The 17,752-nt window shown below is 65.6% G+C and carries 21 protein-coding genes; 4 read left to right on the top strand and 17 right to left on the bottom strand.

Going from position 1 to position 17,752, the window contains the following annotated elements; genetic code table 11:
• Position 1: 1 nt before the first annotated feature.
• From ACIN8IBEIGE_RS06025 to ACIN8IBEIGE_RS05945, 17 genes are all read right to left on the bottom strand, one after another.
• Positions 2 to 724 (bottom strand): amino acid ABC transporter ATP-binding protein, encoded by a 723-nt coding sequence (locus ACIN8IBEIGE_RS06025; RefSeq protein WP_160013850.1) that lies wholly within the window; start codon positions 722 to 724, stop codon positions 2 to 4.
• Positions 717 to 1,367 (bottom strand): amino acid ABC transporter permease, encoded by a 651-nt coding sequence (locus ACIN8IBEIGE_RS06020; protein ID WP_160013849.1) that lies wholly within the window; start codon positions 1,365 to 1,367, stop codon positions 717 to 719. Before ACIN8IBEIGE_RS06020 ends, ACIN8IBEIGE_RS06025 begins: the two co-directional genes overlap by 8 nt.
• 10 nt (positions 1,368 to 1,377) lie before the next feature.
• Positions 1,378 to 2,043, bottom strand: coding sequence for an amino acid ABC transporter permease (locus ACIN8IBEIGE_RS06015; RefSeq protein ID WP_160013848.1), 666 nt, complete (start codon positions 2,041 to 2,043; stop codon positions 1,378 to 1,380).
• Positions 2,043 to 3,809: an aconitase X gene (locus ACIN8IBEIGE_RS06010; protein WP_160013847.1), complete on the bottom strand. Its 1,767-nt coding sequence runs from the start codon at positions 3,807 to 3,809 to the stop codon at positions 2,043 to 2,045. Before ACIN8IBEIGE_RS06010 ends, ACIN8IBEIGE_RS06015 begins: the two co-directional genes overlap by 1 nt.
• A gap of 25 nt (positions 3,810 to 3,834) precedes the next feature.
• On the bottom strand, positions 3,835 to 4,653 hold the full coding sequence (locus ACIN8IBEIGE_RS06005) for a transporter substrate-binding domain-containing protein (protein WP_160013846.1): 819 nt from the start codon (positions 4,651 to 4,653) through the stop codon (positions 3,835 to 3,837).
• Positions 4,654 to 4,918: 265 nt separating this feature from the next.
• Complete coding sequence (locus tag ACIN8IBEIGE_RS06000; protein ID WP_160013845.1) at positions 4,919 to 5,683, bottom strand: AraC family transcriptional regulator; 765 nt, start codon at positions 5,681 to 5,683, stop codon at positions 4,919 to 4,921.
• A 65-nt stretch (positions 5,684 to 5,748) separates the two neighbouring features.
• Positions 5,749 to 6,993, bottom strand: coding sequence for an FAD/NAD(P)-binding oxidoreductase (locus ACIN8IBEIGE_RS05995; RefSeq protein ID WP_160013844.1), 1,245 nt, complete (start codon positions 6,991 to 6,993; stop codon positions 5,749 to 5,751).
• The gene (locus tag ACIN8IBEIGE_RS05990; protein WP_160013843.1) at positions 6,990 to 7,226 is read right to left on the bottom strand and encodes a (2Fe-2S)-binding protein; all 237 of its coding nucleotides are present in this window, start codon (positions 7,224 to 7,226) and stop codon (positions 6,990 to 6,992) included. Before ACIN8IBEIGE_RS05990 ends, ACIN8IBEIGE_RS05995 begins: the two co-directional genes overlap by 4 nt.
• Positions 7,219 to 8,328, bottom strand: coding sequence for an FAD-binding oxidoreductase (locus ACIN8IBEIGE_RS05985; RefSeq protein ID WP_160013842.1), 1,110 nt, complete (start codon positions 8,326 to 8,328; stop codon positions 7,219 to 7,221). Before ACIN8IBEIGE_RS05985 ends, ACIN8IBEIGE_RS05990 begins: the two co-directional genes overlap by 8 nt.
• Complete coding sequence (locus tag ACIN8IBEIGE_RS05980; RefSeq protein WP_160013841.1) at positions 8,325 to 9,260, bottom strand: 4-hydroxyproline epimerase; 936 nt, start codon at positions 9,258 to 9,260, stop codon at positions 8,325 to 8,327. Before ACIN8IBEIGE_RS05980 ends, ACIN8IBEIGE_RS05985 begins: the two co-directional genes overlap by 4 nt.
• A 296-nt stretch (positions 9,261 to 9,556) precedes the next feature.
• Positions 9,557 to 9,883 (bottom strand): hypothetical protein, encoded by a 327-nt coding sequence (locus tag ACIN8IBEIGE_RS05975; protein WP_160013840.1) that lies wholly within the window; start codon positions 9,881 to 9,883, stop codon positions 9,557 to 9,559.
• Positions 9,884 to 10,065: 182 nt separating this feature from the next.
• On the bottom strand, positions 10,066 to 10,566 hold the full coding sequence (locus ACIN8IBEIGE_RS05970) for a nuclear transport factor 2 family protein (protein WP_256665041.1): 501 nt from the start codon (positions 10,564 to 10,566) through the stop codon (positions 10,066 to 10,068).
• Positions 10,563 to 10,874 (bottom strand): cupin, encoded by a 312-nt coding sequence (locus tag ACIN8IBEIGE_RS05965; protein WP_160013838.1) that lies wholly within the window; start codon positions 10,872 to 10,874, stop codon positions 10,563 to 10,565. Before ACIN8IBEIGE_RS05965 ends, ACIN8IBEIGE_RS05970 begins: the two co-directional genes overlap by 4 nt.
• 11 nt (positions 10,875 to 10,885) lie before the next feature.
• Positions 10,886 to 12,949, bottom strand: coding sequence for a pyridoxamine 5'-phosphate oxidase family protein (locus ACIN8IBEIGE_RS05960; RefSeq protein ID WP_160013837.1), 2,064 nt, complete (start codon positions 12,947 to 12,949; stop codon positions 10,886 to 10,888).
• 57 nt (positions 12,950 to 13,006) lie between these two features.
• Positions 13,007 to 13,636 (bottom strand): glutathione S-transferase family protein, encoded by a 630-nt coding sequence (locus ACIN8IBEIGE_RS05955; protein WP_160013836.1) that lies wholly within the window; start codon positions 13,634 to 13,636, stop codon positions 13,007 to 13,009.
• A 140-nt stretch (positions 13,637 to 13,776) separates the two neighbouring features.
• The gene (locus tag ACIN8IBEIGE_RS05950; protein ID WP_160013835.1) at positions 13,777 to 14,676 is read right to left on the bottom strand and encodes a LysR substrate-binding domain-containing protein; all 900 of its coding nucleotides are present in this window, start codon (positions 14,674 to 14,676) and stop codon (positions 13,777 to 13,779) included.
• 3 nt (positions 14,677 to 14,679) lie between these two features.
• Positions 14,680 to 15,594, bottom strand: a complete 915-nt coding sequence (locus ACIN8IBEIGE_RS05945; protein ID WP_160013834.1) for a LysR family transcriptional regulator — start codon at positions 15,592 to 15,594, stop codon at positions 14,680 to 14,682.
• A gap of 176 nt (positions 15,595 to 15,770) precedes the next feature.
• Between ACIN8IBEIGE_RS05945 and ACIN8IBEIGE_RS05940 the strand changes: the two genes are divergently transcribed.
• The 4 genes from ACIN8IBEIGE_RS05940 to ACIN8IBEIGE_RS05925 are packed head-to-tail and all read left to right on the top strand — an operon-like array spanning position 15,771 to position 17,751.
• Positions 15,771 to 16,271 carry a YHS domain-containing (seleno)protein gene (locus tag ACIN8IBEIGE_RS05940; RefSeq protein WP_160013833.1) on the top strand — a complete coding sequence of 167 codons (501 nt, stop codon included), beginning with the start codon at positions 15,771 to 15,773 and terminating at the stop codon, positions 16,269 to 16,271.
• Positions 16,272 to 16,325: 54 nt separating this feature from the next.
• Positions 16,326 to 16,823, top strand: a complete 498-nt coding sequence (locus ACIN8IBEIGE_RS05935; RefSeq protein ID WP_160013832.1) for a DoxX family membrane protein — start codon at positions 16,326 to 16,328, stop codon at positions 16,821 to 16,823.
• Complete coding sequence (locus tag ACIN8IBEIGE_RS05930; RefSeq protein ID WP_160013831.1) at positions 16,820 to 17,443, top strand: glutathione S-transferase family protein; 624 nt, start codon at positions 16,820 to 16,822, stop codon at positions 17,441 to 17,443. The genes ACIN8IBEIGE_RS05935 and ACIN8IBEIGE_RS05930 overlap by 4 nt, the downstream gene beginning before the upstream one ends.
• A 20-nt stretch (positions 17,444 to 17,463) precedes the next feature.
• A complete protein-coding gene (locus ACIN8IBEIGE_RS05925) occupies positions 17,464 to 17,751 on the top strand; it encodes a DUF2282 domain-containing protein (RefSeq protein WP_160013830.1) in 288 nt (95 codons plus the stop codon).
• The last annotated feature ends 1 nt before the right edge of the window (position 17,752 follow it).

Below are 17,752 nucleotides of genomic sequence, written 5' to 3'. Positions count from 1 at the left end.
ATCAGAGTACCGATCTGAGGAAGTCGGCGGTTTCCGCCATCTGCGGGTTGCCGATCACCTGGTCGGGCGAGCCGATCTCGTGCACCAGGCCATTGCGGAAGAAGGCCACGCGATCCGATACATCGCGGGCGAAGCGGATCTCATGGGTCACCAGGATCATGGTCATGCCGTCTTCGGCGAGCAGGCGCATGGTGTCCAGTACCTCACCCACCAGCTGCGGGTCGAGGGCGCTGGTGGCTTCGTCGAACAGCATGTAGTCCGGGCTCATGGCCAGTGCGCGGGCGATGGCCATGCGCTGCTGCTGGCCGCCGGAAAGCTTGCCGGGGAAGACCTTGAGCTTGTCCGCCAGGCCCACATGGGTCAGCTGCTTGACCGCCATGGCCTCGGCCTCCTGCTGGCTCAGGCCGAGCACCTTGCGCGGCGCCAGCATCACATTCTCCAGCACGGTCAGGTGCGGGAAGGCGTTCCACTGCTGAAACACGATGCCGATCTTCTGCCGCAGTTTGTTCAGGTCGGTGCCCGGGGCATGCACCTCGGTGCCGTCGACGCGGATGCTGCCGCGCTGAATCGGTTCCAGGCCGTTGATGCACATCAGCAGGGTGCTCTTGCCGGAGCCGGAGCCGCCGATGATCGACACCACCTCGCCCTTGTTCACCGTCAGGCTCACGCCCTTGACCACTTCCAAGTCGCCGAAGGACTTATGCACCTTGTCGATTTCAATCATTTTCCTGCCACCTTTTTTCCAGACGGTTACCCAGCTGGGCCACCAGCAAACTCATGAGGTAATAGATAAGGCCGGCGATGCAGAGCACCAGCAGCGGTTCCTGGATGCGCGTGACCACGCTTTGCGAGGTGCGCAGCAGTTCGAAGATGCCGATCCACATGACCAGGGCGGTGTCCTTCATCACACTCAGCACCAGGTTCAGCCAGCCGGGAAAGGCCACCCGGGTGGCCAGGGGCAGGACCACGAAGCGTAGGTCCTGCCAGTAGCTCATGCCCAGGGAGCGGGCGGCGCGGCGCAGGTTGGCCGGCACCGCCTGGATGCCGCTGCGCACGATCTCGCTGCAGAAGGCGGCGGCGTAGATGCCGAGCACCAGGCAGCCGACGGCAAAGGCACTGATATCCAGGCCGGCGATGCTTTTCAGCGAGTTGAACAGGACGAACTGGATCAGCAGCGGCACGCTGCGAAACACGTCCAGCACCCAGGCCAGCGGCAGGCTGGCCCGTGGCAGGGCGGCGCGCAGCAGGCCACAGAGCACCCCGGACAGGGTGCCGATAAGCATGGCGGCGGCGGTCAGCTGCAGGGTCACCCAGGCGCCCTGGAGCATAAACAGCAGGTCGCTGGCGGTCAGACTGGTGGAAAACATGCTGTGGCCCTCAGTAGCGGAACAGCCGCCAGGCCATCAGCCGGGCGCTGAGCACAATGGTCTTGGCGATCAGGTAATAGAGCACCGCCGCCAGGGCGAAGTACTCGAAGGTGCGGAAGGTCTTGACGTTGTAATCCTGGGTCACCCCGGTGAGGTCGTCGTTCAGGCCGACTATCACCCCCAGCGAGGTCATCAGCACCGCCCAGACCATCTGGTTGGACAGCGGGTGGAAGACGATGCGCAGCAGCTGCGGGATGATGATCAGGCGGTAGGCCTGGAAGGCATTCATGCCCAGCGAGCGCGCCGCGCGCATCTGCGTATCGGGCACGGCTTTGAGGCCGCCACGAAAGTTTTCCGCCAGGTAGCCGGCATTGTTGAAGGTGATGCCGGCCAGCAGCGCCAGCCAGGAGCTGACATGCAGGCCGAAGGCGCCCAGGCCGAAGTAGAGGACGTAGATCTGGAACAGCGAGGGGGTGTTGCGTGCAATCGACACCCAGGTTTCGGCGAATCCGCGCAGCAGCGGGTTGTGCTGCTGGCGCAGAAGGGTCAGCAGCAGGGCGATCAGGGTACCCAGCAGCATCGACAGGGCGGCGGTCTCCAGGGTCACCCAGGCGCCATTGAGCATATCCGGCAGGGCCTTGAAGGCGACGCGCCAGTGGAAGCTGTAATCGAACATCAGTGACTCCCGTGGGGTTGAGGGTTGCCCAGCCAGGCAGGCACCGCCCTGGCGTTGCGCCCGCTACAGGCCGCTTCCACGCAGGCGGTGAGGCTACCGAAGTGCACCTGGCGGCCCACCAGGCCTGGGGCGTAATGGGCGTACTTGCCGGAGTTGGTCATCAGGGTACGGGCGCCGGGCGGCACCACCGGCTCGCCGAGCATGCACCAGCAGGTGTCGGTGATCAGGCGTGCGCCGAAGCGCTCCAGGGTGGCCACATGGCCGGCGGCCGCGGCTTGTTCGTGCACGGCGCGGCCGCAGGTCACCACCAGGGTGGTGTCCGGATGGCTGTGGTGGCCTTCGCAGAGCTCGGCCAGGCGCGCCAGTTCGGTGGCTGAGCAGTGCGGGTTGCCCAGGGCCACCAGGCTGACCTCAGCCGACTCGGCGCTGTTGAGCCCCCGCCAGCTTTCCAGCAGTTCATCGAGGGTCACCCGCAGCTGCCGGGCCGGCGCCTGGCCGCCGAGCGCGCTGGCCTCATCCGGTGCCTCGGGGGTGATCCCGGCGATATGGAACATGGGCGCTGCCGAGGTGGTGGCAAAAGCGGCGCCAAAGGCTTTGAGGTCGTCGCTGCTGGCAGCGCTGTGCTCCAGGCCCGTGAGCAGCGGGATGCTGCGGCCGGCGAGCAGGCCCACGTGGTAGCCGAGCAGAGGCCAGAAGCTGTCGTCCGGCTCCTGCGGGTACTGCACTTCGACCAGCAGGGTTGCGCGGCGGCCCTCGTCCAGATGCGCCCCGCAGCGCGGCGCGCGGCCGGTCAGGGCGATGCAGATATCCAGGTAATCCGGGTACTTCAGGGTGCGCGCACCCAGCACGCTGTTGGCGTACACCACAGCGTTGGACTCGGCCCAGACGATCTGCTCGCCTAGTGCCGGCGTGCTGTCCAGCAGGTAGGGCGCGCAGGTGAAGCTGAGTTGAGCGCCCATGGCCATATAGACATCGCCCAGCGCGCTGGCTGGCTCGCCGAAGCTCGGTTCGATGCCCAAGGCGCGCCAGCGCCGCTGGTCCACCGAGATGGCGTTGAGGGTGGTGGGTACGCAGACTTGCGCACCCCATTCGCGCAGTTGCTCGGCGAAGCGCAGGCAGGCCGGGCCGGTGTAGATGCAGCCGTCGATATGCGCCTGGCTGATATCCAGCAACTCGCTGGCGCCCATCAGTTCGGCCATGCGCAACACCAGCTGCATGGCCACCTGGGCCGCCTGGCCGTATTCGCCGGCGAGCAGGGCACGGTCGCGCGCATTCAGCGACAGCGAAGTGCGAGGCCCATCGGTTCTCGCCATGGGCTCGGCGCTCCAGGGGCTATCCGGCGCGTCGACAGCCAGCAGCTGCTCGCCATCGATGCGCACGCTGGCCCCGGCATGTGGCTCAAGGTCGGCGAAGGCGGCGTGGCCGATGCACAGCACCGGCAGCTGCACGTTAAATACCTGCTCGGCGACCAGCGCGCCGAGGGTGAGAATTTCATCGGGTTCGGCCAGCACCAGCGCCGCCGGTGCCGGGCCGTTGAGGATCAGTTCCAGCAGGACGCTGCTGCCGGTGCAGGAGCCGCGTCCGCTGGGAATGGCCAGTACGCGCCCGGCCAGGGATTGCCCGCTCAGCGGGTGGTGTCGATCGATCACCTCCGCGCTGAACGGGTCGACGCCACCCCAGAAACTCAGGCCCTGGTTGGCCCAGAGCAGGCTGCCCTGACCGCGACCCTCCACCAGACTGCGGCCCTTGATTCTTGTCATCGTCATTTAGATCGCTCCCGGGCGCGCTCGATCAGTAGTACACGCCAGGCACGGTCAGGCTGGCCGGGCTGATCTCATCGCCCACCCACTTGGCCCACAGCTCGTGGTAACGGCCGTTGCGCACCTGCTGGTTGACGAACAGGTTGAGGTAGTTGAGCAGGCCGTATTCGTTGCGCTTGGCCGCCAGGGATACGTAATCGACCACATAGGGCGCGTCACCGACGACCTTCAGCCCCTTGTACTTGCCGGACTTGAGGGTGGCGGCGGCCACGGTGTTGGTCACCACGGTGGCGTCGATATGGCCCTGGGCCACGGCGAGGATGGTGTCGTTCTGGTTCTGGTAGGCGCGGAAGCTGCCGCCGCCCCAGCCCTTCACGTCCTTCTCCAGGGCAATGGCTTCGTAGGTGCCGCTGGTATTGCCAACCGGACGCCCCTTGAGATCGGCGTAGCCGTTGATGCCGGTGTCCTCGCGGGTCAGCACCACCATCTGGAAGGCGAAGTAGGGCATGGTCATGCCCACGGTCTTGGCCCGCTCCAAGGTGTCGGAGGTGGAGGCGACGATAACATCGGCGCGGCCCGATACCAGGGCCGGGATGCGGTCGGGGAAGGGCGTTTCGACTACTTCGGCCTTGACCCCGAGCACGCCGGCCAGGTCGTTGCAGTAATCCACATCGAAGCCGGCAGGCTGGTTCTGTTCGTCGCGAAAGCCCATCGGCGGGAAGTCCAGGGTCACGGTGCAACGCAGCTTGCCGGAGCCGACTATGTCGTCGAGCTTGTCGGCATGGGCGTTACTGATCAGGACGCTGCTCAGAAGGGCGCAGGCTGCTGCGGAAATAAGCTGGTTTTTCATGGGTATCTCTCTTCTCTCGTGCGTGTGGCAGATTAGGAGTGATGCTTTGGTATTACGGATTTCGTATACGATATTAAATATGCGAATGGCGTGCCATTTCTCCAGGTTGGCCCTGGCGTTGAGCTGCAAGGCGTTTAACTCGGGGTGTGTGCGGCCTTGATAAGGCGCGTGGCCGAACTGCCGCAGGGGCGTGGCTGTGGATTGGGGTGACGCGGGTGTTACCTAAGGGAGCGGGCCGTGGCGAGATTGCACAATGCTGAGGCACTCAACGTTGCTGCAGGGACTCGCGGTACTGGCTGGGGGACAGCCCGGTGTGCGCCTTGAACTGACGGCTGAAGGCGCTGTGGTCGGTGTAGCCGCAGCGCAGGGCGATCTCGGTGATGGCCAGGTCCTCTTCCAGCAGCTGGGTGGCGGCACCGAGACGGGCCTTGTGGATCATCTGCCGCGGGCTGAGCTGGAAGATGCGCTGGCAGTGGCGTTCCAGTTGTGCCACGGACAGTCCGGCGATGGCGGTTAGTTGATCCAGGCTGATCGGTTGCGCGAAGTGCTGGCGGATATGCGCGTCAACCGCCGCGACCTTGGGGTAGGCCGGGTGCTGAGCGTTGGCGTGGGGCAGATCGCAGGACACCCCGGCCATGCCGATGATGGCGCCCTGGGTATCGCGCAGGGGCAGCTTGTGGGTCAGGCACCAGCCGGGCTGGCGGCCGGGGTAGAGGTGCAGTTCCAGCTGGTTGTCGAGCCGCTGGCCGGCGCTGAGCACCTGCAAATCCTGGGCGGTATAGAGTGTGCCCAGGCGGGTGGGGAAGACTTCCTCAGCCGTGCGTCCGAGCAGTTGCTGCTTGTCCTTGCAGCCCAGACGTTGCACCAGGGTCTGGTTGAGCAGCAGGTAACGGGCCTGGCGGTCCTTGATAAAGAACACCACCCCGGCCAGGGCATCCAGCAACGGTTCGATGGCGTGCAGGCTGGTCACCAGGCTGGTGATATCGACGGCATTGGCAGAGGGCAGCAGGTGCAGGGGGTTACTGGGCATGGGCAGGCTCCGCGGTTGCCGGAGGATAAGGCCTGACCGCTGCCCTGAACAGGCAGCGGTCGGCGTTACTCGCGTTGCCCCAGTTGCAGCAGGCTGTCGATACGCGCGGGGCTAAAGGGTGGGCGCGGGGTCGGCGCTTGCCAGCCGAACAGAACTTGGGCAGCACCGCCGCAGATCCGGCCCTGGCAGGTCCCCATGCCGCAGCGGCTGGCCAGTTTGGCCTGGCTCCAGCTTTCATGCTCGGCCAGGGCGGCCAGCGGCACGTCCTCGCAGCGGCAGATCAGGGTGTCCGGGCGGGCCAGTTGCTGCACCTCTTCGCCCAGGGCGAAGGCATCGCTCAGCGCCGTGGCAAAGCCCTGCCAGCGTTCGCGCTGGGGCCATAGACGCTGCGCCGCCGCCTGTTCATCGACTGCGGCATGCCCGGCGATGGCGCCTTCCACCAGGGCCTTTTCGCTGCCGCCGAATCCCGTGCATTCGCCGGCGGCATAGACGCTCTCCAGGCTGCTGGCCTGCCAGGCATCCACGGCGATGGCGTTCGCCGTAATCTGGCAGCCCAGGGCCTGGCCCAGCTGGGTATTGGGGATCAGGCCGAAGCCACAGGCCAGGCGCTCGCAGGCGATTTCTTTGATCCGCCCGTTGATGCTCAGGCGCAGCGCCTCCAGGCGGCCGTCACCCAATGCTTCGAGCACATGGCTGTTGGCCCGATAGCCGCGATGCAACAGGCTAAACGCCTGCAGCAGCTTGTGCGGCCAGCGCGGCAGTTGCGCGGCAAAGCCGACCAAGGCAGCCCAGCCGGTCTGCTCGGCGATATGCAGCACGCGGGCGCCGTTCTTTTGCGCGGTGGCGGCGCTGGCCAGCAGCAGCGGGCCGCTACCGGCAATCACCACACGCTCGCCAGCCACCGGCAGGCCGCCCTTGATCAGCGCCTGCAAGCCGCCGGCGCCGGTTACCCCGGGCAGGGTCCAGCCGGGGAACGGCAGCAGCAGTTCGCGGGCACCGGTGCAGAGAATCAGCTTGTGATATTCGATCACCCAGCCGCGCTGGGGGTCTTCCACCAGCAGCGCCTTGGGCCCGGCCTGGGCGATTACCCGGGTGCTGCTGAGCAGCTCGATATTGCTCTGTGCGGCGATGTGCTGGCGATAACGCTTGGCCCCATCCGGCAGCTGGGCCTGGGCGCCGTCACGCCAGATCTGCCCGCCGGGCAAGGGATTGTCATCGAGCAGGGCGATACGCGCGCCACTCGGCGCCGCCGCCAGGGCGGCGGCCATGCCGGCGGGACCGGCACCGATAATCAGAATATCCACCTTCATGCTCGGCTCTCCACGCGCATGCCGTCGTGGCACAGGGTCTGGCAGGCCAGGCGGAGTTGGCCGTCGATCAGCACCCGGCATTCCTGGCACACGCCCATGCCGCAGACGGGGGCGCGGCGCTGACCGTTGATCGAGGTGCGGCTGCTGCCGTCGCCACCGAGCAGCAGTGCGGCGGCCACCGTGGTGCCGGCGCAGACCTTGAGTGGTTTTCCATCGAGGATCAGTTCAGGCATGCGCGGCGGCTCCGAGAAAACGTTGCGGCAGGTAGGCGTGGGCTGCCAGCGGCGGCGTCTCGCCAAACAGCTGGGCGACCAGCAGAGCGGCGCTGCCCGGTGCCGTGGTGACGCCCAGGCCCTCATGACCGACCGCCAGCCACAGGCCCGCACGTTGCGGGTGTTCGCCGAGTAGTGGCAGGCCGTCCGGGCTGGCGGCGCGCAGGCCGGTCCAGGCGCGGATGGCATTGAGGCTGGCCAAGCCGGGCATATAGTCCACCGCGCGGCGCAGCATTCTGGCCAGCATCTGCGGCTCCACCTCCGCGTCTGTGCTGTCGAACTGGCGCGAGGCCCCGATCAGCAACTGGCCGGTTGGTCGCGGCTGGATATTCGCCGCCACCGAGGGGCCACTGCTGTTGTGCGCGCTGCTGACATAACCGAGCTCCACCAGGGTGTGGCTGATCCGCCCGGGGTAGCGGTCGGTGATCAGCAGGTGACCTTTCTTTGGCGTGATCGGCAGCTCCGGGCAGAGTGCGCCGGCCTGATTGCCTGCGGCCAGGATTACCGCCTCGGCGCGCAACCAGGCACCGCTGGCGAGACGCACGCGGTTGCCGTCGATCTCGACCGCATGGCCCTGGCGGCGCTCGATCAGTGGGTGGTCGAGCAGCCAGCGCGCCGCATTGGGCGCGTAAAGAATGCCGTCGCCACTGACCTTGAGCGCGCCGTGCAGGCCCTGGCGCAGCTCGGGTTCGGCTGCCTGCAGGGCGCTGGAACCGAGCAGCTGGCAGTCCAGGCCATGTTCGCTCAGCGCCAGGCACTTGGCCTCGGCCACGGCCATTTCCTCGGCATTGGCCGCCAGCCACAGCGTGCCGTTCTGCCGGTAGGCGCAGTCTTCGGGCATTTCGCCGGCCCAGTCGCGCCAGCGCTGCAGCGAGTATTGGCACAGCGCCAGCTCGGCCGGGTTATCGTCCAGCACGATCAGGTGGCCCATGCCGGCGGCAGTGGCGGCCGGCAAACCGGCGTCCAGCACCAGCACGCGCTGGCCGCGCCGGGCCAGCTCGCGGGCGCAGGCGGCACCGACTATGCCGGCACCGATAACGATAACGTCGCCGCCATCGCTCACAGGCGAATGCCCCAGGCGAAGGGGTCGTCGGCCTCGATCAGCAGGGTGGCTTCGGCACTCAGATGGGCGCGGCCGCGAATGGTTGGGATGATGCGACCGCCATCGGCCCACTGGAAGCTGGCCTCAAACTGGCTGCCGATCACGCTGGCCTGACGCCAGATCTGTCCGGGCTGCAGCTTGCCGTCGGCGGCCAGGCAGGCCAGCTTGGCGCTGGTGCCGGTGCCGCAGGGCGAGCGGTCGTAGGCCAGGCCGGGGCAGAGCACGAAGTTACGGCTATCCGCCACATCGTCATCGGCGAACAGTTCGATATGGTCGATCAGGCCGCCGTCATCACCGCGCAGGCCTTGATCCTCAAGGGCCTGCTGCACGGCCGCGGCATAAGCGGTCAGGGCTGGCAGGTTGTCGCCGGCTACGCGCAGACCATGTTCGCTGATCAGAAAGAACCAGTTGCCGCCCCAGGCGATATCGCCGACCACTCGGCCATAGCCCGGCACCTGCACCTCGACCGCCTCGCGATAACGGTAGGCCGGCACATTGCGCACGCTAACCGAGCGATCCTCATGCAGCGTCGCCTCGACTGTTCCAACGGGTGTCTCGATCTTGTGCAGGCCGGGGCCGATCCGCCCCAGATAGGCCAGGGATGCCACCAGGCCGATGGTGCCGTGGCCGCACATACCCAGGTAGCCGCTGTTATTGAAGAAGATCACACCGGCACAGGCGTCGGGATCGACCGGCTCGCACAGCAGGGCCCCGACCAGCACCTCGCTGCCCCGTGGCTCCAGCATGCAGGCGCTACGCCACTGGTCGAAGCGCTCAGCCAGCACCCGTCGGCGCTCGGCCATGCTGCCGTGGCCAAGATCGGGAAAACCGTCGAGAACCAGGCGGGTCGGTTCGCCGCCGGTGTGCGAGTCGAGAATCTGGATACGTTGCATGCTGTGCTGCTCCCTGAACCCCTGAAGATGCAGCAAGGGTGCCGCCGGGAAGGGGCCGGCGGCTTGATGGATTTAACTCAGTGTGATGACGAAATCGGCACAGCTCGAAAGCCGGCAGGTGGGGCAGCGGGCTGGGGTGCTGTTGGTGCAGAGGGGTGGGAGGCAGCCGATTGCCATTTCTTATGGCAGGCAGCTTTCGGCCAATAGCAGTCAGATAGAGAATAAAAAGCTCCCGGTCTGGAGGGCTTTGAGCCAGTTGAGCAGAGGATATTGGTTCACAATCGTGGATATGTTTTTCAGTGCTGCGAGCCCAACTGGGAAACCTCCGTGCGAAGTGCTTTAGGCAGTCGGTTGCGACGTACTTCGTGGATTTGGCCCTGCTCATCCTCAACCAGATAGGCCGTGCCGCTTTGGCCAAGGCCCTGCTGAACCTTTTCGCCACTCATGTAGCCGATACCGGCACCGATCAGCGCGCCGACCGGGCCGCCTGCAGCGCCGCCGAGCAGGACGCCCACACCGCTGCCAAAGACTGCTCCGGCGCTGTTGTCTTCTGTGGTGCCGACGATTTCGGCGGCATTGGCCAGGGGGGCGATCAGGGCCAGGGCAAGCAGGAATTTTTTCATGGTGCAGTTCTCCGTAAGGCGATGTGAGGGGCTGTTCAGCCGACGGAGATAGGCTCTCAAAATGCTTATTCAGCATGAATAACCATGATCAGCACTGCTTAATTTCATAAATGGAAATAGAACAGGCATGAAAAAGCCCTCCGAAGAGGGCTTTCCACAACGACCGGTGCGCTGAGAGGTATTTAGAGGCCGAGCTGGCTCAGGCCGGGATGCTCGTCGGGGCGACGGCCTTGCGGCCAGTGGAACAGTCGCTCGTCATCGCGAATCGGTAGGTCGTTGATGCTGGCATGGCGTACCTGCATCAGTCCGTGCTCGTCGAACTCCCAGTTTTCGTTGCCATAGGAGCGGTACCACTGGCCGTTCTCGCCTTGCCATTCGTAGGCAAAGCGCACGGCGATGCGGTTGTCGTTGTGCGCCCAGAGCTCCTTGATCAGACGGTACTGCTGTTCGCGTTGCCATTTGCGAGTCAGGAAGTCGCGGATCTGCTCGCGTCCGCGCGGGAACTCGCTGCGGTTGCGCCATTGGCTGTCGGCGGTATAAGCCAGCGCCACCCGCTCGGGGTCGCGGCTGTTCCACCCATCCTCGGCCATGCGCACTTTCTGCGCGGCGGTTTCACGGGTAAAGGGCGGGAAGGCGGGCGTGCTTCGGGATGCATGGGGAGGCTCCTTAGGTGAGAGGTTCAAACGCTGCCGGCGGTTTCGATGACCAGCACCCGCGCCACCCCGACCGGGTGGGCCACGTGCTCGGTGCCGCGACTGGCATAAAAGATGTCGCCACAGTCGAGCAGGCTCTCATGCTCCTGCCCCTCGCTGCGGTAGTGCATGCGCACCTGGCCATCGAGCACGACAAAGACTTCCTCGCCGTCGTTGATGTGCCAGCGGTAGGGCTGGTCGGTCCAGTGCAGGCTGGTGGTGATGCCGTTCATGCTGGCGATGTCGAGCGCGCCCCAGGCACGCTCGGCGGTAAATTCCCTGCTGCGGATGATCTTCATCGGTGAAACTCCTAAAGGTCGAGGACCAGTGGCTGAGTGCCGTCCTTGCCAGCGGCGGGCACGGCACAGCAGATCAGCGCCTCACCCTCTGCCGGCAGGTTGGCTGGTGGCTGCGGGTAGGTCACCTGACCGCTGACGATGCGTGTGCTGCAGGTGCCGCAGGTGCCGCCCCGGCAGCTGAACTCCGGTGTCAGGCCGCGGCTCTCGGCCAGCTCCAGCAGGCTGCCGCTGCCGGGCAGCCAGCGTGCCTCCTTGGCCGAGTGCTCGAACAGCACGGGCACCGGGGTGCTGGCCGCCGGTGGCCAGTCCTGTGCCGGGCCGGCCAGATCGGGACGCCGCCTGAGGCTGGAGGGACCAAAGGTTTCGGCATGCAGGCGGCTGTCGCTGATGTTCAGCCCGCGCAGGCCGTCATACAGGTCCTGGGTAAAAGCGGACGGCCCGCACAGCACGAAGTCATAGTCGTCGAAAGGCAGCACGGCCTTGAGCAGCGCCACATCGATGCGCCCGTGCAGGTCGAAGTCCAGGCCCTCGTGCAGTCCAACCTCGGGCTGGCTGAGTACGCGCAGCCAGTGCAGGGTGTCGCCGCTCTGCTGCTGCAGCTCGTGCAACTCGCGGCTGAAAGCCAGCTCAGCCTGCTGGCGGGCGCTCTGGATCAGCCAGACCGTGCGGCACCGGCGCAGCCGGCGATTCTGGTAGGCTACTTCGCGCAGCATGCTCAGCAGCGGGGTGATGCCCACCCCGGCGGCCAGCAGCACCAGTGGCCGGCGCTGCTCGGGATCAAGCACGAACTGGCCCTGCGGCGCCTTGGCCTCCAGCAGACTGCCGACCTTGATCTGCTCATGCAGATAGCCGGAGGCCAGTCCGTCGCGCTTCACACTGATGCGCAGGAATTCATCGGAAGGTGCGCTGGACAGGCTGTAGGTGCGGATGACCGGGTGCGCTTGGCCGGGAATCGTCAGGCGCAGGGGCAGGTGTTGCCCCGCCGAGAACGCCGGCCAGCCCCCGGCATCGCCAGGCTGCAGATAGAACGAGCGGATGCTGGCGCTTTCCTCGACGACCCGGGCCACCCGCAGGGGCCGCCACTGATCGCGCAGCGCCTGCGCCTGCAGTCGGGCCTCGGCCTGCGCCCAACTGCCAGTCATCAGGCTGTTGGGCGAGTAACTCTGGAAATCCCAGCGCAGCGCCAGCGCGCCGCACCGGCGGACCACCTGTTCGACCTGCACATGCCAGAGGCGCTCGGCACCCTGGAAGGCGCGGATGTCATCACCCTCCAGGGTCAGCTCGGTGCGTCCGCTGATCTGCAGCAGATCGCCGGTGGCGAAGTCGATGAACAACAGGCCGGCCTGCGGGTTGAGCAGCAGGTTGCCGAGGGTGTTGAAGTGCAGGTTGCCGGCAAAGTCCGGGATGCTCAGGCGGTTGCCCTGTACCCGCACGAAACCGGCCTGGCCGCCACGGTGGGAAACGTCCACCGCCAGCCGACCATCCTCCAGAGTGGTGTAGCTGGCGACGAAGAAGGTGTCGGCGTCGGCAATCATCTGCTGGGCCGCCTGATCCAGATGATCCAGTTGCTCGGCCACCACAGCCGGCTGCGGCTGGCTGACCGGCAGCAGGTGCTGGCGCAGCTGGATGTATTGCGGGCAGTTGCCGAACGCCTGATCCACGGCGATGCCCAGTCCGCGCGCATCACGTCCGACCACTTGGCCGTTCAGGCGATTGCGCCGGCGGCTGTGCAGCTCGATGCCGAGTAGGCCGACCGCCGCGCCCTCCTGCAGCGCTTGCGCCGCCGGATCGCCCACGCCGAGCGGACTATCCAGCCGCAACAGGCGCGGCTCAGGCGAATGGGCGAAGCCGGCCGGGCCTTCGATGATGCTGGCCCAGGGGTGCCCTTCGGCATCGACCGAGCCCAGCAGCACGAACGGCAGCTTCTGGTAGAAATCGCGGTGCTGGTCGGGCATATGGTCGCGGATCACCCGCCGGCCGAATTCTTCCATGCGCTTGGCCACGCCCACGCGTTCCTGCAGCTGCTTTTCCCCGGCATGCCAGGGCGACTGGGAGGGCGGTAGTGGGTTGGTCATGGCAGGGCTCCGCTGAGTGAAGGAGACCTGCGCGGCTCCAGACCGCGCAGGTGAGGCTCAGGCGCTTTGCAGGCCGACGGCGGTGCGCTGCATTGGCACGAAGCCCGGCAGTGCTTCGATACGGGCCAGCCAGGCACGCACCTGCGGGTAGTCGGCCAGCGACACATTGCCCTCGGGAGCGTGGGCGATATAGGTATAGCTGGCTACATCGGCCAGGGTCGGCAAGTTACCGGTCAGGTACGGACGGCTGGTCAGTTCCTGTTCGATTACCTTGAGTAGGGCATGGGAGCGGGCGATGGTCGATTCGGCGTCATAGGGTGCGCCAAACACGGTGATCAAACGGGCGGTGGCCGGACCCGAGGCAATCTGCCCGGCGGCGACTGACAGCCAGCGCTGCACCTGGGCTGCTAGCAACGATTCCTTGGGTAGCCATTGACCGCTGGTGTCGTACTGCTTGGCCAGGTACACCAGAATGGCGTTGGAGTCAGTCAGTACCACGCCGTTGTCATCGATCACCGGCACCTGGCCGAAGGGGTTCATGGCCAGAAACTCGGCCGACTTGTGCGCGCCCTTGGCCAGATCGACGAAGACCAGTTCGGTCGGCAGATTCAGCAGCGAGAGGAACAGCTCCACACGGTGGGCGTGGCCGGAGAGCGGATGACGGAAGAGTTTGATCGGCTTGGACATGGTGGACTCCGTAGTTGGCTAGGTGAAACAGCGGCACCGGGCGTGCCGTGTTGTGGGAGCCATACTGAGTCATCGAGCCAAATCGCAGAATCGCCAGAATCGACAATCCATTGTTACGCGAAATGAAATGAACCTGTCGTTCAGCGCAGCGCCGGGTGTTCGCGCAGACGGCTCACTGCAAAATCGACAAAGCTGCGCACCCGCGCCGCAGCGCGCCGGCCTTCGCGGTAGACCACGTGCACCGGCAGCTCCGGCAAGCCGAATGTCTGCAGTACTTCGACCAGCTCGCCCCGCTGCAGGCGCTCATGCACCTGATAGCTCATGCAGCGGGTCAGCCCGCCATTGGCGCAGGCCGCGTGAATTGCCGCCTGATTGGTGGTGCAGCTCAGCCGGGGGCGCAGCGGATAGTGGCGGATGGCATCGCCGACCTGAAAGCGCCATTCGCTCAGCCGCGCGTCGGCACTGGAGTGAATGATGCGGTGCTGCGCCAGTTCCTCTGGATGCGCGGGGGTGCCCTGGCGCGTCAGATAGAGCGGACTGGCGCAGACCACGCGGCGGATCTGTCCGGCTTTCAGGGCAAACAGCGAGGAGTCGGGCAGGGTGCCGGCGAGGATCGCCACATCCACGCCTTCCTCATGCAGGTTCGGCTGGCGGTCCAGATAGCGGACATACAGCTGTACCTCGGGATACTGCTGCAAGTAATCGAGCAGGATGGCCGGCATCAGCTCCTGCCCGAACAGCAGCGGCACGCTCACCGTCAGATGGCCGCGTGGCTGGCTGTGCAGGCCACTGGCCGAGGCATCAGCCTCCTGCAGCTGAGCCAGGATGCGCTGGCAGTCGGCGGCAAAGCGTTCACCCGCCTCAGTGAGTTGCACGCCGCGGGTGCTGCGTTGCAGCAGCGCCAGGTTAAGCCGGGCCTCCAGGGCGTCGATTGCTCGGGTCACGGTCGGCGCGGAGAGTTCCAGCTGGCGTGCGGCGGCGGCTAGACTCAGGGTCTGGCTGACCGCGAGGAACACCTGCATCTGCTGCTGGCGGTCCATGCCTTAGTGCTGCCTGTGCGGATTGAGCGCCGGGTCCTGGCTCAGGCGCTGTTCGCAGAAGTCGACAAAGGCCCGCACCTTGGCCGCCACCTTGCGCCCGCCCTGATACACCACATGCACGGGCAGTGGCGGCTGCTCGAAGTCCTGCAGGACGATCTCCAGCTCGCCGCTGGCGACCTTGGCCGCCACCTGATAGCTCAGCACCCGGGTCAGGCCCCAGCCCAGTGCGGCCGCATTGATGGCCGCCTGGTTGGCGGTGACCACCAGCCGCGGTTGCAGGCGCACGCTGAGCGGGCTGCCGTTGTCCTCGAACTGCCAGTCGCTGAGCAGCTGGCTGCTGGCCGAGGCCACCACCTGCATCTGCTGCAGTTGTTCGGGGTGAGTCGGCCGGCCATGTTTATCGAGAAACGCCGGGGAGGCGCAGATCACGCGGCGCACTTCACCGACCCACAGCGCATTCAGGCCGCTGTCGGGCAGGTTGCCGATGCGTACCGCCACATCGATGCCTTCATCGACCATGCTTACCACCCGGTCTACCAGCAGCGCGCGGACCTGTACGGCCGGATACTGCTCCAGGAAGTCGACCATCAACGGGGTGACAAACAGTTCGCCAAACAACACGGGTGCCGTGAGCGTCAGCTGGCCACGGGGCATGGCATGGCTACCGGCTGCAGACTCTTCGGCCTCTTCCAATTCGGCGAGGATTCGTCGGCAGTCCTCGGCATAGCGCTGGCCGGCCTCGGTGATATGCACGCTGCGGGTGGTGCGGTTCAGTAGCAAAGTGCCGATGCGTTCTTCCAGTGCCGCCACTGCGCGGGTCACGCTGGGCGGCGACATGTTCAGGCGGCGGGCGGCGGCGGCAAATCCCTGTTCCTCGGCCACGGCGAGAAACACCTGCATTTCCTGAAAGCGGTCCATATCAGGCTCCCAATGTGAAGCCACAGTCTGCGTGGTTAATTACAGATTCTGCAATAGAGCTTTGCCAGTTTGGGCTGTTCTTGTTTTTTCCTTGGGTTTCTACAGTGCGCTCACGTCGGACTTAACGGGTTCTGACGTTCACCCACTGCTCAACTGATCCAGTAAGGAAAACCACGATGAACCTGAAGAACTCCTTTATTGCTACTTCCCTCGCTGTTGCTCTGGCCACCGGCGGTGCCGCGCTGCTGACGGCCACCAGCAGCTTTGCCTACGACGAGGCCTCCACTGCCTCGATCAACGTTGATGCCGGCCAGGTGATCCTCAAGGGTTACGACACCGTGTCCTATTTCCAGGGCAAGCCTGCCATGGGCGACAAGCGTTTCGCCGTGAAGCATGAGGGTGCCACCTACTACTTCGCCTCGGCCGAGAACATGAAGACCTTCCAGAGCGATGCCGCGCATTACGTGCCGCAGTTCGGTGGTTTCTGTGCCATGGGCGCGGCGCTGGGCAAGAAGCTGGATGTCGATCCGAGCCAGTACAAGGTGGTCGACGGCAAGCTGTACCTGAACGTCAACGCGGACGTGTTCAAGAAGTGGTCCGAGGACGTGCCGGGCAACATCGCCAAGGCCAACGCCAACTGGCCGTCCATCAAGGACAAGGCCCCCAGCAGCCTGTAAGCCTGCCGCCCCTGTCGGCGATTGCCGCCGGCAGGGGCTATCCGGAGAAATGATATGACTGTCCGAACCCTATCCACACGCTGCCGGGCGCTGGGCCGCGATGCCCTGTTGCTGCTGGCCCGCATCACTCCAGGGGCGCTGTTCTGGCAGTCCGGCCGGACCAAGGTCGAGGGCTGGCAGCTTAAGGAGTCGACGCTCTATTTGTTCCAGGAGGAATACCGCCTGCCGCTGATTGATCCGGCACTGGCCGCCGGGCTCGCCGCCTTTGCCGAACATCTGTTGCCGATCCTGTTGCTGCTTGGGCTGGGCACGCGCCTGGCGGCTGCTGGCCTGCTGGGCATGACGCTGGTGATTCAGCTGCTGGTCTACCCCGATGCCTGGCCCACCCACGGCACCTGGGCGGTGGCGTTGCTGTTGCTGATCGGGCAGGGCGGCGGACGTCTGGCGCTGGATCACGGACTGCAGCGCCTGTGGCGGCGTCGCCAGTGCGTCAGCCAGAACCCCTGCGCTGGTCATGCCGACCCGGAACAATGCCTGAGGGCACCGCAATGATAGAGCTTTACAGTGCCAACACCCCAAACGGTCTGAAAGTGCCCATCGCCCTGGAAGAGCTGGGTGTCGAGTACCGCCTGATCAAGGTCAACCTGAGCCAGGGTGAGCAGAAGCGCCCGGCGTTTCTGGCGCTCAATCCCAATGGGCGGATTCCTGTGCTGGTCGATCTCAACGGCCCCGGCGCGCAGCCGCTTAACCTGGCCGAGTCCGGCGCCATTCTGTTGTACCTGGCGCAGAAGCACGGTGACTTGCTGCCGGTTGATCCGCGTGAGTACCAGCGCGCCATGGAATACCTGTTCCTGCAGGTGGCCAGCGTCGGGCCGATGTTCGGCCAGGCTGGCTGGTTCCTGCGCTCGGCTCCGGAGCCGGTGCCGCTGGCCATCGAGCGTTACCGCAACGAGTCGCTGCGCCTGACCGCTCTGCTAAACGAGCGTCTGGCGGAGGTGCCCTGGCTCGCCGGCAGCAGTTACTCGATCGCCGACATCATGCATTTCAGCTGGCTGCGCATTGCTGACTATGCCGGCGTCGATCTGAACCAATTCCCCCATGTCCGTGCCTGGGTTGAACGCATCAGTGCCAGGCCCGCCGTGCAACGGGCGCTGGCCCGTCTGCAGAACTGACCTTCTCTGAGGAGTAACTTATGCAAACGCTCAATACCTGTCTGGCCCTGTCGCTGGCCAGTGCCTTGTTCGCCGCGACCCAGTCCGCCAGTGCCGCCGACGCCCCGGTCAATGCCGGCAAGGAAAAGTGCTACGGCATCTCGCTGGCCGGGCAGAACGACTGCGCCGCCGGCCCTGGTACCTCCTGCGCGGGCACCTCGAAGATCGACTACCAGGGCAACGCCTGGAAGCTGGTTCCGGCAGGCACCTGCCTGCATATCGAGACGCCGTTCGGCAAGGGCTCGCTCGAGCCCGTACAACGGCCTTGAT

Origin of the sequence: Pseudomonas sp. 8BK, from assembly GCF_902506475.1 — a bacterium.
GTDB lineage: Bacteria > Pseudomonadota > Gammaproteobacteria > Pseudomonadales > Pseudomonadaceae > Aquipseudomonas > Aquipseudomonas anguilliseptica.
Note: the sequence above shows the minus strand (reverse complement) of the source record. Positions and strands in the feature narration are given on the sequence as shown.

Excerpts from the sequence above, each read along its gene's own strand:
- ACIN8IBEIGE_RS05990 (WP_160013843.1), bottom strand. The coding sequence starts at position 7,226 with ATGCCTGAACTGATCCTCGATGGAAAACCACTCAAGGTCTGCGCCGGC.
- ACIN8IBEIGE_RS06025 (WP_160013850.1), bottom strand. The coding sequence starts at position 724 with ATGATTGAAATCGACAAGGTGCATAAGTCCTTCGGCGACTTGGAAGTG.
- ACIN8IBEIGE_RS05940 (WP_160013833.1), top strand. The coding sequence starts at position 15,771 with ATGAACCTGAAGAACTCCTTTATTGCTACTTCCCTCGCTGTTGCTCTG.
- ACIN8IBEIGE_RS05955 (WP_160013836.1), bottom strand. The coding sequence starts at position 13,636 with ATGTCCAAGCCGATCAAACTCTTCCGTCATCCGCTCTCCGGCCACGCC.
- ACIN8IBEIGE_RS05935 (WP_160013832.1), top strand. The coding sequence starts at position 16,326 with ATGACTGTCCGAACCCTATCCACACGCTGCCGGGCGCTGGGCCGCGAT.
- ACIN8IBEIGE_RS05925 (WP_160013830.1), top strand. The coding sequence starts at position 17,464 with ATGCAAACGCTCAATACCTGTCTGGCCCTGTCGCTGGCCAGTGCCTTG.
- ACIN8IBEIGE_RS05995 (WP_160013844.1), bottom strand. The coding sequence starts at position 6,993 with ATGAAGGTGGATATTCTGATTATCGGTGCCGGTCCCGCCGGCATGGCC.
- ACIN8IBEIGE_RS05960 (WP_160013837.1), bottom strand. The coding sequence starts at position 12,949 with ATGACCAACCCACTACCGCCCTCCCAGTCGCCCTGGCATGCCGGGGAA.
- ACIN8IBEIGE_RS06020 (WP_160013849.1), bottom strand. The coding sequence starts at position 1,367 with ATGTTTTCCACCAGTCTGACCGCCAGCGACCTGCTGTTTATGCTCCAG.
- ACIN8IBEIGE_RS05965 (WP_160013838.1), bottom strand. The coding sequence starts at position 10,874 with ATGAAGATCATCCGCAGCAGGGAATTTACCGCCGAGCGTGCCTGGGGC.
- ACIN8IBEIGE_RS06010 (WP_160013847.1), bottom strand. The coding sequence starts at position 3,809 with ATGACGATGACAAGAATCAAGGGCCGCAGTCTGGTGGAGGGTCGCGGT.
- ACIN8IBEIGE_RS05945 (WP_160013834.1), bottom strand. The coding sequence starts at position 15,594 with ATGGACCGCTTTCAGGAAATGCAGGTGTTTCTCGCCGTGGCCGAGGAA.
- ACIN8IBEIGE_RS05950 (WP_160013835.1), bottom strand. The coding sequence starts at position 14,676 with ATGGACCGCCAGCAGCAGATGCAGGTGTTCCTCGCGGTCAGCCAGACC.
- ACIN8IBEIGE_RS05930 (WP_160013831.1), top strand. The coding sequence starts at position 16,820 with ATGATAGAGCTTTACAGTGCCAACACCCCAAACGGTCTGAAAGTGCCC.
- ACIN8IBEIGE_RS06000 (WP_160013845.1), bottom strand. The coding sequence starts at position 5,683 with ATGCCCAGTAACCCCCTGCACCTGCTGCCCTCTGCCAATGCCGTCGAT.
- ACIN8IBEIGE_RS05980 (WP_160013841.1), bottom strand. The coding sequence starts at position 9,260 with ATGCAACGTATCCAGATTCTCGACTCGCACACCGGCGGCGAACCGACC.
- ACIN8IBEIGE_RS06005 (WP_160013846.1), bottom strand. The coding sequence starts at position 4,653 with ATGAAAAACCAGCTTATTTCCGCAGCAGCCTGCGCCCTTCTGAGCAGC.
- ACIN8IBEIGE_RS05975 (WP_160013840.1), bottom strand. The coding sequence starts at position 9,883 with ATGAAAAAATTCCTGCTTGCCCTGGCCCTGATCGCCCCCCTGGCCAAT.
- ACIN8IBEIGE_RS06015 (WP_160013848.1), bottom strand. The coding sequence starts at position 2,043 with ATGTTCGATTACAGCTTCCACTGGCGCGTCGCCTTCAAGGCCCTGCCG.